Genomic DNA, 13875 nt, shown 5'->3' with positions numbered 1-13875 from the left:
CCGTTCGTGTGCTTATGCACACACTCATCCAACAAGCAGAAAGGTGAACAAGAATGACGTCAAACAGCCGTCGCCGTTTCCTGCAGACTGTCGCTTCCTCCGGCGCCGCCGCAGCAGCGATGACCGTCCTGCCCGAGTCCATCCGTAACGCGCTCGCCATTCCGGCGTTCTCGCGCACGGGCTCGATCCGCGATGTGGAGCACATCGTCGTGTTCATGCAGGAGAACCGCTCCTTCGACCATTATTTTGGCCATCTGCGCGGCGTGCGCGGCTATAACGACCGCCTGCCGATCCCGCTACCGGGCGGCCAGCCGGTCTGGTATCAGCCGTCGAAGGAAGACGCCACCAAGCCGGTGCTGCCGTTCCACCTGGATACGCAGACGACCAGCGCGCAATGCGTGGGCGATCTCGACCACTCGTGGTATCCGACGCAATACGCCATCAACAACGGTCTGTACAACCAGTGGCCGCAGTACAAGACCGATATGACGATGGGCTATTACATGCGCGCGGACATTCCGTTCCATTACGCGCTGGCCGATGCGTTCACCGTCTGCGATAACTATTTCTGCTCGCTGCCGGGCCCGACGCACCCGAACCGTTCGTATCTGATGACGGGCATGGTCGATCCGACCGGCACGATGGGCGGCCCGCTGCTCGACAACAACGACTATGTGGACGGCGATGTGCCGCCCGCGTATCAACTGCTCTCGTGGACGACCTACCCCGAACGCCTGCAGGCCGCTGGCATCACGTGGCAGATCTATCAGCAAGGCACCAACGGCAGCGATCCGATGAATGGCAACTACGGGACCAACATCCTGCAGAATTTCGCCAACTTCATCAACGCGCAACCGGGTTCGGAGCTTTATCAGCGCGCGCAGACGGCGCGTACTATTGCCGATCTGAAGAACGACGTGCTCGCGAACAAGCTGCCGCAAGTGTCCTGGCTGCTGCCGCCCGCCGCATTCTCCGAGCATCCGAAATACACGCCGGCTTACGGCGCGGAGTACACCTCGCAGATCCTCGACGCACTTACTTCGAACCCCGAAGTATGGAGCAAGACCGTGCTCTTCATCATGTATGACGAGAACGACGGCTTCTTCGACCACATCGTGCCGCCGCAACCGCCCACCACGTCGACCCAGGGTAAATCGACGGTAAGCGTGGATGGCGAAATCCACAATGTCGTCAATCCGGGGCGCGGCGGCAAGTACACCGCCGACGGCCTGCCCTACGGCCTCGGCCCGCGCGTGCCGATGACGATCGTGTCGCCGTGGAGCAAGGGCGGCTTCGTGTGCTCGCAGGTATTCGATCACACCTCGGTGATCCGCTTTATCGAAGAGCGCTTTGGCGTGCATGAGCCGAACATCACGGCATGGCGTCGCGCGGTGTGCGGCGACCTCACCACGGCGTTCGACTTCCGCACGCCCGATTCGTCGATGCCTTCGCTGCCGGACACGAGCAACTATATGTCGCAAGCCGACAACCAGTGCTCGGCGAACAAGGCGCCAACCGTGCCCGCCACGCCGGGTCCGATCGACGCGCAGGAACCGGGCGTGCGCTATGCCCGCGCGCTGCCCTACGAGTTGCACGTGAACGCGCACGTCGATCCGTCGAAGCAGACGCTCTCGATTACCTTCGCAAACAAGGGCCGCCAGGGCGCGCACTTCTATGTGTACGGCACGAATCGCACCGATGGTCCGTGGCGCTATACGGTCGAAGCGGGCAAGTCGCTCGACGACACGTGGGATCTGAGCGTGACGAACGGCGTCTACGCCTTCGAGGTGCATGGCCCGAATGGCTTCGTGCGCCGCTTCTCGGGCACGGCGGCAAGCTCTTCGGCATCGGCGGCTTCGTCGGTGCAGGGGTTCTTCGGCAAGCATAACGGCACGCCGCAGCCGGAAGTCTCGGCGCAATACGACGTGGCGAACGGCAACCTGTTCCTCAAGTTCACCAACCACGGCGGCGGCATCGCACGCCTCACGGTGACGGACAACGCCTACGGCGCGCGCGAGCGCCTCGTGGTGGTGCCCGCCAATGCGCGTATCGAGGAACCGTGGGTGCTCGCGTCGAGTCATCACTGGTACGACCTCACGGTCACCAGCCCCGATGATTCGACTTTCGCGCGCCGCTACGCCGGTCACGTCGAAACCGGCCGCCCGAGTATCAGCGATCCGGCAGCCGTTGCGCCCATCACGCAGATCAGCTGAAGCGAAAGCGCTTTAAATAGCGCTTGAGTCAAGGGCCTTCGAGCATATCGAAGGCCCTTGTCATTTGCGTCTCCTGCAAAGCGCGCGCAGCGGTGGCAGAATAGACGGCCCCCGCCCCCAACCGTTGAAGAGGATCGTCCCATCATGACTTCGAACGTGAAGCCTTATCCGGATACCCAGATTTACGTCGATGGCGCATGGCGCGCCGGCGCGAAGACGATTGCCGTGATCGATCCCGCCACCGAGGCGGAGATCGGACGCCTGAGCCTCGCGAGCGAGCAGGACCTCTCGGACGCCGCCGATGCCGCCGCGCGCGCGTTTGGCGCATGGCGCAAGGTCTCGCCGCTCGAACGCAGCAAGACGATGCGCCGCGCCGCCGACCTGCTGCGCGAACGCGCAAACGAGATCGCCGCCATCATGACGCGCGAGCAAGGCAAGCCGCTGGCTGAAGCCAAGGGTGAAACGCTCGCAGGCGCAGACGTTATCGACTGGTTCGCTGAAGAAGGCCGCCGTACGTATGGCCGTGTGGTGCCCTCGCGCACGGATGCTGTCCGCCAGATCGTGACGCGCGAGCCGGTGGGTCCGGTCGCCTGCTTCACGCCGTGGAATTTCCCGCTCAATCAGGCGGTGCGCAAGGTCTCGGCGGCGCTTGCCTCGGGCTGTACCGTCGTGCTCAAGGGACCGGAGGAAACGCCCGCAAGCTGCGCGGCGCTCGTGCAGGTCTTTATCGATGCGGGCGTGCCGCAAGGTGCGCTCAACCTGGTATTCGGCGTGCCCGCCGAGGTCTCGTCGTATCTGATTGCGCATCCGGCCATCCGCAAGATTTCGTTCACGGGCTCGACGCCGGTAGGCAAGCTGCTTGCGGCGAAGGCTGGCGAGCACATGAAGCGCGCCACCATGGAACTGGGCGGCCACGCGCCGGCCATCGTATTCGCCGATGCGGACGTTCCGCGCGCCGCCAAACTGCTCGCGGGCGCAAAGTTCCGCAACGCGGGTCAGGTCTGCATTTCGCCCACGCGTTTCATGGTCCAGGACGCGGCCTACGACGAGTTCCTCGAACACTTCGTCGCGGCTACGAAAACGATCAAGGTCGGCAATGGTCTGGCCGAAGGCGTGCAGATGGGGCCGCTCGCGAACGATCGCCGCCTCGCCGCGATGGAACGCCTCGTAGCCGACGCGCGCGAACAGGGCGCAAAGGTGCATACCGGCGGCGAACGCATCGGCCGCGAAGGTTATTTCTTCGCGCCGACTGTGCTGACCGACGTGCCGCTTTCCGCCCGCATCATGAATGAAGAGCCGTTCGGCCCGCTCGCGCTGGTCTCGCGCTTCTCCACCTACGAAGAAGCGATTGCGGAAGCGAACCGCCTGCCCTATGGTCTCGCCGCCTACGCGTACACGCGTTCGAGCGCGACTTCGGCAGCGCTCTCGGAAGACGTCGAGACCGGCATGCTGTCGATCAACCATCACGGCCTTGCACTGCCCGAAGTACCGTTTGGCGGCGTGAAGGATTCAGGCTACGGTTCGGAAGGCGGCACCGAAGCGATGGAGCCGTACCTCGTGACCAAGTTCGTCACCGAGCATCGTTGATCGTTCGATGCGGCGCGCGCCGCATCGGCCCCGCTTGATCGCCTGAACTTCATTCATGAACGGCTGCGCGGATAACTGGGTAATCCGTCCGCCAGCCGCACCCAGCCGAGTTGTTGCGACGTCCACGTATGATCCTCGGGCGGCGCATCGCCGGGCTCGTCCAGCGTACCGGTCGCGATATCGATTTCGTCGGCATACGCCACGCTGCGATAGGTAAGTGGCGTGCCGCACTCGGGGCAAAAACCCCGTTCCACGCCTTTACTCGATGCGTAGGTTTTTGTTGCGCCTGCAACGAACCTGAACGTATCGCGCGCCACGCTCATCCAGCCGACAAACGGCGCGCCCGATGCGCGGCGGCAATCCGCGCAATGACATGCGGTCGTGCCAATCGGCTCGCCCGTGATTTCATAGCGGATCTTGCCGCACAAACAGCCCCCTTTCAGCATCGCCGGCTCCTTTGCGCTTTCTTGCGCTCGCCTTACAGCTTCACTTTCTTTGCATGCGCAGGGAATAGAACGCGCCTTCACCCTGTTGACGCCTGTAACGGCCACCACGACCCTCGACAGGACCGATCATGCCCCAACGCGCTTCGCTCTATCCACGCTCGCCGATCCTCATGCGACTCACACGCGCCAGCGTGCGGTGCGGAGGCGCATCATGAGTCGCGCCGATATCTGCGTGCCATGCCGGCTTGCCGCCATCGCGGCTGTGATCGGTTGCACGGCCGCCGCCTTCGCATGGACGGCGGGCTGGCTGACGCCCAAACGCGTGGACGCGCCCCACATCGTCAATACCTTCGAATCGAACTATGGCATCCACGCAGGATACCGGCGCAATCACGCCAAAGGCCTGTGCGTGGAAGGCGAATTCGAGAGCAATGGCAATGGCGCAAAGGTCTCGCGCGCGGCGGTGTTCGCGCCGGGCGAGACGCCAGTGATCGGCCGCTTCGCGATTCCGGGCAGCAATCCGTCCGCGCCCGACGCCAGCATACCCGTGCGCAGCATGGCCTTGCTGTTTCAGTTGAACGACGGAGAACAGTGGCGCACTGGCATGAATTCCGCGCCGGTTTTTGTGGTTCGCACACCGAATCAGTTCTATCAGCAACTGGTTGCCTCGAAGCCCGATCCAAAGACCGGCAAGCCCGACCCCGCGAAGCTCGATGCTTTCTTTAGCGCCAATCCGGAAACCCTGCCGTTTCGCCAGTGGCTTAAGGCACATCCGCCTTCATCGAGCTTCGCAAACACCGCGTTCTGGAGCATCAACGCATTTATCGCCACGGATGCCAACGGCAATACGCATGCGGTACGGTGGGAGATGGTGCCGCAAACGCCTTACGAGGCTGAATCGGCCGATCAGAAACGTAATCCCGACTTCCTCGCCGACGATCTCGAAGCGCGGCTCGCGCAAGGCCCGCTGCGCTGGCATCTCGTGCTCACCGTGGCTGCGCCCGAGGATCAAACTAGCGATGCCACGCAGCAATGGCCGGCCTCGCGCGAGCAGATCGATGCGGGCACGCTCGTGCTGCGGCAGGCCACGCCACAACGCGCAGGCGCCTGCCGCGACGTCAATTACGACCCGACGGTGTTGCCCGATGGACTGAAGCCCTCGGACGATCCGCTGCTCGCCGCGCGCTCCGCCGCCTATTCGGTCTCGTTCAACCGCCGCACGCATGAAGAAGCGGCGCTCGCTCATGCACACGGAGAAGCCCAGCAATGAAACCCGCTCAAGCGCATTTCAGCGGCCTCGCCCGCTTGCTGCACTGGTCAATGGCAGTCCTGATCGTTGCGATGCTGTTCGTTGGCGTGGGCATGGTTGCCACCGTCTCGCAGCTTCATAACAGCCTGATTGCGCTGCATCGGCCGCTGGGCATCGCTTTCCTTGTGCTCGTGATTGTGCGTGTAGTCGTGCGGCTCACACGGGGCACGCCCGCCCTGCCCAGCGATATGCCCGCGTGGCAACGCGTCGCCGCGCACGCCTCGCATCTCGTGCTCTACGCGCTCATGATCGCGATGCCGCTGATCGGCTGGGCCATGCTGTCCGCAGCCGGTTACCCCGTCGTGCTCGCAGGGGCGCTGCACCTACCGGCTATCGCACCGCATAGCGTCGCGCTCTACGCATTGCTGCGCGCGGCACATACGTGGCTCGCCATGCTGCTGTTCGCGGTCGTGCTGCTGCATCTGGGCGCAGCGCTGTTTCATGGGCTGATTCGACGCGATGGCGTGCTTGAGAGCATGGCGCGAGGTTGATCGCCGCTATACGTGAGCGTCGCGGCCCGTAATGGGCTGCGGCCCCATGAAATCGTCGGGCAAGGCATCCGCCAGACTTTCGCGCAGCGCCTCCCGCGCGCTCCTTCGGCGCACCCACAACGCCGTGAGGATCGGGACGAGAATCGCCGTGACGAGGCACGCGGTTGCCACCATGGCCGTTGCGGCGGGCACGAGCGGTTTGAAGCGCGGGATCATCTCGCCGATGATCGCGGGATTCGCCACCGCCGCGCCCGCCGTGGACGATGCGGCTAACCCCGCCGCGCCATTGCCGCCTGCGAGCAGGCGATCGGCGAGAATCAGGGGAATGCCGGTCACAACGATCACGCCCAGCCCCAGCATCACCCCTGAAAAGCCGCTCGTGACGATCACGTTGAGATCGATACCGTTGCCCAGCGCAAAGCCAAAGAACGGAATCAGCGGATGCACACAGCGGCCAAACAGCTCGCGCAGATCGTGGTCCAGATTGCCCAGCACGAAGCCGATGAAGAACGGCAACACCGCGCCCATGAATAGACGCGGCTCAAAAAACGCCACGCCAGTTGCGCCCAGAATGATCATGCTGACGAGCGGCCCCGATTCGATCGACATCAACACGAACGCGCCCGCTTCTTCCTTGGTGCCGTATTGCTGCATGACCGCCGCATAGAGGCCGCCGTTGGTCATATCCATCGACGTGGTAATCGCAAGCACAGAAAGCCCTGCAAAAAGGCCGCTTTTGATGCCGTCAACAGGCAGATAGTGAGCGGCGACCAGCGTAGCGATCCACGCCACCGCCATCTTGGTGATGAGCAAGGTACCGGATTTGCGCAGCACGGTGCCAGTGGCGCGCAGATCGATGGTGGCGCCCATGCAGAAGAACCACACGGCAAGAATGGGCACGGTGCCCGCAATCAGGCCGTTGGTGAACGAACCGAAGTATTTGCCCGCGCCTAGCGCGAACGTATGAACGCAGGCGCCGAGCAGCAGCGGCACCAGCATCAGACCGCCGGGTATGCGGTCGATGGCCTTCTTCAGCTTCATGCCTCCTCCTTGGACTTCATGTCCGGCTGCCGGGTCGCTAAAGACACAAAGCAAGGCATGCAGCGCGCCCGGTCAGTCTCGGGATGCTTTCTTCGGAAAAATAGTAGCAGCGCTAAAGAAGTGGCGTTTTGATTTTTTTCGTGGCGACGCTCAGCGTTTACCCGCTAAATCACGGGAATTTCTCACTATTTGAGTCAGGGAGCGCGAATGCAGCGTTGCATCGCATCCCTTCATGCAAGGCAATTAGCTTGCGTTGCTGCGCCAGCCCAGACCCAGGCTCTTCTGGATGGAGATGAAGTCCTTGAGCAACTCGGCCTGCCCCGAGATCACGTCCTGCTGGGCAAGAAATTCGGAACGCTGGGTGTCCAGCAGATCGACGAGCGTCGACGTTCCCGCACGATAACGCTGACGCATCAGCACCGCCGAGCGTTGCGCCGAATCCTGCACCTTCTGCAGCGTGACGAGGTGCTCGCGCTGATAACCGTAGCGCGAAAGCGCGCCGTTCGCGTCCTGCAGTGCGGCCAGCACCGCTTTTTCATAACGCGCTTCGGCTTCGTCGCGCGACGCTTCTGCGCCGTGCACCGCGCCTAGCGTGCGGCCAAAGTCGAACAGATTCCATTGCAGATAAGGCACGCCCACCCAGCTGAAATTGTTCTTGCGCAGCAGATGTCCGGGGTCTGCAGCCGTGAAGCCCAGGTCGCCGAACAGCGTGAGCTTCGGCAGAAAATCGGCCACATGCTCGCCGATCTGCGCGTTGCTCGACGCCAGACGGCGCTCGGCGGCGCGAATGTCGGGACGTTGCGCGAACATCGTGGCCGGATCGCTCACCGGCACCGATGCGGGCAACACCGGCAACGCTTGCGGCGTCGCCAGTTCGGCATCGAGCGCGCCAGGGGCCTTGCCCGTGAGCACCGCCAGCTGATCGAGCGATATTTCCACTTGCGACGCGAGCGGCGTGATCGTCGATCGCGTGTTTTCGACCTGCGTAGTCAAACGCTCGACATCCACGTCCGCAGCGGTACCACCGGCGCGGCGCTGCTCAGTGAGCGTGAGCGATTGCTGCTGCAACTCAGCAGTTCGTTGCGCGATCAACAAACGCTGCTGCTCGTCGCGTAGATCGATATAGGCCTGCGCCACTTCGGCGGCGAGCGAAACCTGCGCATCGGCGAGATCGGCCTGCACGGCGTCGGCTTCATCGCTCGCGGCTTCCACCGCGCGACGCGTGCCGCCGAACAGATCGATTTCCCACGAGGCATCGAAGCCCGCGGTGTAGAACTGCAGCGGGCCACCGCCGCCCGAACTCGAACTGCTGCTGCCATCGGACTGCGAAAACGCGCTCAGGCTAGGCTCGCGCATACGCGGCGCGGCGACGGCAGCCGAGACCTTCGGCATTTCCGCAGCGCGCTGCGTCTGCAGTTGCGCACGCGATTCGCGCAGCCGCGCCTGGGCCGCGCGCAGGTCGGGGTTATGTTCGAAAGCAGCGGCGATCAGCGCATTGAGTTGCGGATCGTTGAACGCCAGCCACCATTGGCTGGGCGCACGCGTGGGCGTGACGCCCTGTGCGGGCGTGCGCACGAAGGTGGCTGCGCTGGCCGCCTCGGGCGCCACCGCCGGCGCGCCGTGATAGTCGGGGCCAACGGTGCAAGCGGCAAGCGCGCAGGCGGCCGCCAGCGCCGTGACCGGCGCGAGTGCCGATCGGAATGTGAGTTGATACGAGCGAATTGCCGTCATGAGTCGGGAAAATGAAGCATCAGTGGCCGGCTGACGGCGCCTTCACGCCGGGCTGCGGTTTCTTGAGCAGGAGCGCGAGCGGCACGCAGGCAGCGAGCGCGATGCCGAGCACCCAGAATGTTTCGGAGTACGTGATGACTGTCGATTGCTGCTGGATCTGCGTAGCGATCTGGCCGAGCGATTGCATCTGCGAGTACGCCATATCGCCGGTCTGCGCGAACCAGTTCGCCGCGCCCGAAGCGAGACGCTCCTGCCCGATCAGCGAATTGCCGCTCAGGGACTCGCGCAATACGGCCGTGTGATAGGTCTCGCGCCGGTCGATCAGCGTGCCGATGATCGCAAGACCAATCGAGCCGCCCAGGTTACGCGCCATGTTGTACAAGCCCGCCGCATCGCCCGAGTCTTCGCGCGCGACCGCCGCCATCGAAGCCTGATTGAGCGGCATCATCGCCAGCATCTGCGCCACGCCGCGAATCAGCTGCGACCAGACGAAATCGTGGCCTACGCTCTGCGCGGTCAGCGAAATATCGAGCATGCAACTGAGCGTAAAGAGCAGCAGACCGCTCACCACCAGCACGCGGAAATCCACCTTGCCCAGCAGCCGCGGCAGGATTGGCATCACCAGAAACGCGGGCAAGCCGGACAGCAGCATGATCGCGCCGGATTGTTCGGCGTTGTAGCCCGCCACGATGCTGAGGAACTGCGGCAGCAGATAGGAAATGCCGTAAAGACCCGCCCCCACCGCCGACACAATCACGATCACACTGGCGTAACGCGGATTGCGCATCAGCGACAGCCGCAAAATGGGCTTTTTCGCCACGAACTGCGAAATGCCGATCAGCACCATGCCCGCCAGCGAGACAAAGGTCAGCGTCACGATCATGTGCGATTCGAACCAGCGCTCGCGCTGCCCTTCTTCGAGCACGACCGTGAGCGTGCTCAAACCCACGGCAAGGCCCACGATGCCCAGCCAGTCGGCTTTGAGAAAGGCTTCCCAATGCGGCTTGTCCTTGGGCAGCCCCACGATCAGCAGCGTGATGAGCGCGATACACACCGGCAGATTGATAAAGAAGCACCAGCTCCAGCTGATGTTTTCCGCCAGCCAGCCGCCCAGCACGGGACCCAGCAAGGGGCCTAGCAGCACGATCAAGCCAAACACCGTCATGCCGACCGGCAACTGCGAAAGCGGCAGCCGCGTGCGGATGATGGTCTGCGCGGTGGGAATCATCGCGCCGCCCGTGAAGCCCTGGCCGATGCGCCCGGCGATCATCAGGCCGAGCGTGCCCGACCAGCCGCACATCATCGAAAAGCCGATAAAGAGCGCCGCATTCGCCAGCAGGAAATTTCGCAGTCCGAATACGCGCGTGAGCCAGGCCGCAAGCGGAATCATCACGATCTCGGACATCAGGTAGCCCGTGGAAATCCACGTGCCTTCCGTGCCGGTCGCGCCGATTTCGCCCTGAATCTGCGGCAGCGCCGAGTTCGTGATCGAGATATCGAGCGTCGCCATCAGCGCGCCCAATGCACCTGCCGCCACGGCGATCCAGTCGGCGGCGCTGGCGCGCTCGCCGTGCGGGTGCGGCGCCGGGGTCGTACCTGTTGCCGCGCTTGCCGGATCAGCCACGATGGTTCTCGGCGTCGATACGGCGATCGTCGTCGCGCGCGGAACGCGTATCGACATCGACGGTCACGGACATGCCCGGCAGCAGCACGCCGCGCGTTTCAGGACCGGTATCGAGCCGGATACGCACCGGCACGCGCTGCACGATCTTCGTGAAGTTGCCCGTAGCGTTTTCCGGCGGCAACAGCGCGAACTGCGCGCCCGTGCCCGGCGAGAAACTGTCCACCACGCCATGCAGCGTGTGGCCCGGCAATGCGTCGACATACAGCTCGACCGGCTGACCGATACGCATGCGGCCGATCTGCGTTTCCTTGAAGTTCGCGGTGAGGTAAGTCTTCTGCACCGGGACGACCGTCAGCATGCGCGTGCCCGGTTGCACGTACTGCCCCACGCGCACCGTGCGATCGCCCACGCGCCCAGCGAGCGCGCTCTTGACCACGGTATTGTCCAGATCGAGTTGCGACTGCGCCGCACTGGCGCGCGCCGCTTCAAGCTGCGCACGCGCCTGCGCCTGCTGCGCCGTCAGTGCCGCGACCTGCGAACGCTGCGCTTCGACGGCGGCGGAATCGGCGGCCAGGGTTGCCTGCGCCTGGTCGCGGTTGCTCTTGAGTTCAGCCAGACGCTCGGTGGTTTCCGCACCGGTCGCCGCGAGCGGCGTATAGCGCGCAACTTCGTCCTGAGCGTGACGCAAGCTCACACGCGCCACTTCCTGCTGGGCCTGCGCCTGCGCGATGTTGGCGCGCTGCTGCGCGAGTTGCGCATCGGCGTGCTGGATGTCGGCGGCGCGTGCGTCGATGGTCGCGTTGGCCTGATCGAGCGCCACCTGATACTGGCGCGCGTCGAGCTTCACGAGCGGATCGCCCACCTTCACGGTCTGGTTGTCGGCGACATAGACGTCGGTGACATAGCCGCTGACCTTCGGCGCGACGGTCACGCTATCCGCCTGCAGATAGGCATCGTCGGTACTTTCGATGAAGCGGCCCACGAGCCACCAGTGACCGCCCCAGACGCCGGCGGCAACCAGCGCCCCGAGCCCGAGACCGATCAGCACCATGCGTTTATTGCCACGCTTCTCCGGCGAAACGGCGTCGCCCGGCACTTCGCGCCCGGGCGCTCCCGCAGTCGTTGACATGATTTTCACAACCCCAGTAAAAGATTATTTCCAGTTGGCAAAATTATTCCACCCGGAAAAATTCTGTCAAGTGTTATATTTTCGTCAGCCAAGCCGCAACCCCACATGACATGAACGAACCAAAACGACTGCGCCGCCCCTCGGCGGGCGGTTATGCGCGCGGAGACGAAACCCGCCGCAAGATCATCGAAGCCGCCATCAGCCTGTTCGGGCAGCATGGTTTCGAAGGCGCTTCCACACGCGACATCGCCGCCCGCGCGGGCGTGAATGCCCCCGCGCTGCAGTACTACTTCGAAAACAAGGAAGGGCTTTACCGCGCGTGCGCCGAATCAATTGCCGACGAATCCTGGCAAGCATTCGAACCCGCCGTGCTGCGCGCGCGTGCCGTGCTGGAACGCAACGGCGACACCGAAGCGCTGATTGAAGCCTTCCTCGACATCCAGCGCGCGGTAGCCGACCGCACGTTCATCAAGAGCAGCGAACCCGATCAACGCCTGTTCTTCGCGCGCGAGCAAGGCGGCGGCGAACCGGAAGTCGGCTCGGAAGTGCTGCGCGAGCGCGTGCGTACGCCGCTCAATACCGTGAACGTCGAACTGCTGGCGCGCATCACCGGCAGCCGCGCCGACGACACGCTGACCACCGTGCGCATGTTCAGCCTCTATGGGCAATTGCTGGTGTTCCATATCGCGCGCCGCTCGGCGCTGACGACGCTCGAATGGAACGAGATCGATCGTGAGAAAGCCGAGTTTCTGAAGGCCAGCGTCTGCGAGCAGACACGTGTGCTGCTGGAGCACTGGAGCCGACAGCGCAACAAGACGTGAAGGCAGCTACGCGTTTCCGATAAGAGAATTGAAAGGCGTTTAATGCCGTATCGGAAACGCGTGCTACTGTTAAAGACCCCTTCCGCCCACCCAAGGTCGCCATGTCCCCCACTACCGCCGTTGTCAGCATCCTCGCCGCCGTTTTGCTCGGTGCGATGAGTCCCGGACCCAGCTTCGTGATGGTCGCGCGCAATTCGATTGGGCTGTCGCGGCGCGATGGCGTGGCGACCGCGCTCGGCATGGGTATCGGCGCGATCTGCTTTGCGGGCATCGCGCTCGCCGGGCTGTATACCTTGCTCGCCACGGTTGCCTGGCTCTATGCGGGGCTCAAGATTGCGGGCGGCGTCTATTTGCTCTACATCGCCTCGCGCATCTGGCGCGGCGCTGGCCAGCCGGTGTCGATGGGCAAGAGCGAAACTCAGGCTGCGCATCCGGGCAAGTCGTTCTGGACCGGCCTGACGACCCAACTCAGCAATCCCAAAACGGCCGTGGCCTACGGCAGTATCTTCGTGGCCTTGCTGCCGCAACATCCGCCGCTCTGGTGTTATTTCGCCCTGCCGCCGCTGGTTTTCGCGATCGAGACGGGCTGGTACACCGTGGTCGCGCTCAGCTTTTCGAGCCAGCGTCCGCGCGATCTCTATCTGCGTGCGAAGCGCTGGATCGATCGTGTTGCCGCCGGTGCGATCGCCGCGCTGGGCCTGCGCCTGATTGTCAGCGCCGGCCATCGTGGTCTCTGAAGCCGTCTGAATTCTTGTCCCGGGCGGCATCCAGCCGCCCGTTTCCCAAAGGAAACCCAGCCGCGAAACAAAAATTTCCAGACAGCGCTTGACAGTCTACCTTCCAGTAGATAAATTAGAGCCCATGAACACGAAGTTGACAGTACGCGAACAGGTTCTCGACCACGCCATCACGTTGATGATGCTGCGGGGGTACAACGGGTTTAGCTATCGCGATCTGTCTGAACTCGTGGGCGTGAAGACGTCGAGCATCCACTACTACTTCCCGTCGAAAGACGATCTGGTGCTGGAGGCGGTGAAGCAGTACAGCGAGGAAGTCATGCAGGCGCTGCAAGCGGTCGATCCGGCGTTGCCGGCCGACCAGAAGCTCGCGATGTACACGCGCTTCTTCGGCAAGACGCTGGGTGACGGCAATCAGATCTGTCTGTGCGGCATGCTGGCCGCCGACATCGAGACGCTGCCGGAAGCCGTGCGCGAAGCTGTGCAGGCGTTCTTTCGCACCAACGAGGCGTGGCTGGCAAAGGTGCTGGCCCAAGGTGTCAAGGAAGGCACGCTGGTGGCGCGCGGCAAGCCGGAAAGCGCGGCGCGTACACTGTTCGCCGCGTTGCAAGGCAGTGTGCTGGCAAGCCGGCTGTTTCACACGAAGACGCGTCTGGAAGACGTCGAGGCCATGTGGAAAGTCGCCCCCTGAGCATTGCAGGGCGACTGGCGTAAAAGATTCAAGGAAGGCGGTTCACCGCCTTTTT

12 protein-coding genes are annotated in these 13875 nt (G+C 63.5%); 7 read left to right on the top strand and 5 right to left on the bottom strand.

The window, feature by feature from the left end; translation table 11 throughout:
• The first annotated feature begins 53 nt into the window (after positions 1–53).
• Together F3J17_RS28465 and F3J17_RS28460 are read left to right on the top strand one after the other, a co-directional pair.
• Positions 54–2213: a phospholipase C, phosphocholine-specific gene (locus tag F3J17_RS28465; protein WP_167067155.1), complete on the top strand. Its 2160-nt coding sequence runs from the start codon at positions 54–56 to the stop codon at positions 2211–2213.
• Between the two features lie 144 nt (positions 2214–2357).
• Complete coding sequence (locus tag F3J17_RS28460) at positions 2358–3800, top strand: NAD-dependent succinate-semialdehyde dehydrogenase (RefSeq protein WP_167067152.1); 1443 nt, start codon at positions 2358–2360, stop codon at positions 3798–3800.
• Between the two features lie 53 nt (positions 3801–3853).
• Here the strand turns inward: F3J17_RS28460 and F3J17_RS28455 are convergent, their stop codons facing one another.
• The gene (locus tag F3J17_RS28455) at positions 3854–4246 is read right to left on the bottom strand and encodes a GFA family protein (protein ID WP_167067149.1); all 393 of its coding nucleotides are present in this window, start codon (positions 4244–4246) and stop codon (positions 3854–3856) included.
• Positions 4247–4457: 211 nt separating this feature from the next.
• On the opposite strand from F3J17_RS28455, the gene F3J17_RS28450 reads away from it, so the two are divergent.
• Positions 4458–5516, top strand: a complete 1059-nt coding sequence (locus F3J17_RS28450) for a catalase family peroxidase (RefSeq protein ID WP_167067146.1) — start codon at positions 4458–4460, stop codon at positions 5514–5516.
• Positions 5513–6046: a cytochrome b gene (locus F3J17_RS28445; RefSeq protein WP_167067143.1), complete on the top strand. Its 534-nt coding sequence runs from the start codon at positions 5513–5515 to the stop codon at positions 6044–6046. The genes F3J17_RS28450 and F3J17_RS28445 overlap by 4 nt, the downstream gene beginning before the upstream one ends.
• Positions 6047–6052: 6 nt before the next feature.
• Here F3J17_RS28445 and kdgT read toward each other — a convergent pair whose 3' ends face one another.
• The 4 genes from kdgT to F3J17_RS28425 all read right to left on the bottom strand — a co-directional run bounded on the left by kdgT (position 6053) and on the right by F3J17_RS28425 (position 11493).
• Entirely contained in the window at positions 6053–7087 is a 1035-nt protein-coding gene (gene kdgT, locus F3J17_RS28440; RefSeq protein ID WP_240161188.1) for a 2-keto-3-deoxygluconate transporter, read from the bottom strand.
• A 243-nt stretch (positions 7088–7330) separates the two neighbouring features.
• Positions 7331–8818, bottom strand: coding sequence for an efflux transporter outer membrane subunit (locus F3J17_RS28435; protein ID WP_167067140.1), 1488 nt, complete (start codon positions 8816–8818; stop codon positions 7331–7333).
• A gap of 19 nt (positions 8819–8837) precedes the next feature.
• Positions 8838–10499: an MDR family MFS transporter gene (locus F3J17_RS28430; protein ID WP_167067137.1), complete on the bottom strand. Its 1662-nt coding sequence runs from the start codon at positions 10497–10499 to the stop codon at positions 8838–8840.
• The gene (locus F3J17_RS28425) at positions 10435–11493 is read right to left on the bottom strand and encodes an HlyD family secretion protein (RefSeq protein ID WP_240161192.1); all 1059 of its coding nucleotides are present in this window, start codon (positions 11491–11493) and stop codon (positions 10435–10437) included. The genes F3J17_RS28430 and F3J17_RS28425 overlap by 65 nt, the downstream gene beginning before the upstream one ends.
• Before the next feature lie 188 nt (positions 11494–11681).
• On the opposite strand from F3J17_RS28425, the gene F3J17_RS28420 reads away from it, so the two are divergent.
• The 3 genes from F3J17_RS28420 to F3J17_RS28410 all read left to right on the top strand — a co-directional run bounded on the left by F3J17_RS28420 (position 11682) and on the right by F3J17_RS28410 (position 13820).
• The gene (locus F3J17_RS28420) at positions 11682–12392 is read left to right on the top strand and encodes a CerR family C-terminal domain-containing protein (RefSeq protein ID WP_167067131.1); all 711 of its coding nucleotides are present in this window, start codon (positions 11682–11684) and stop codon (positions 12390–12392) included.
• A gap of 101 nt (positions 12393–12493) precedes the next feature.
• Positions 12494–13129, top strand: a complete 636-nt coding sequence (locus F3J17_RS28415; RefSeq protein ID WP_167067128.1) for a LysE family transporter — start codon at positions 12494–12496, stop codon at positions 13127–13129.
• 124 nt (positions 13130–13253) lie between these two features.
• Positions 13254–13820, top strand: a complete 567-nt coding sequence (locus tag F3J17_RS28410; protein WP_167067125.1) for a TetR/AcrR family transcriptional regulator — start codon at positions 13254–13256, stop codon at positions 13818–13820.
• The last annotated feature ends 55 nt before the right edge of the window (positions 13821–13875 follow it).

This window comes from Burkholderia sp. Ax-1719 (assembly GCF_011753055.1).
Lineage (GTDB): Bacteria > Pseudomonadota > Gammaproteobacteria > Burkholderiales > Burkholderiaceae > Paraburkholderia.
This window is presented reverse-complemented; position numbering and strand designations above follow the sequence as displayed.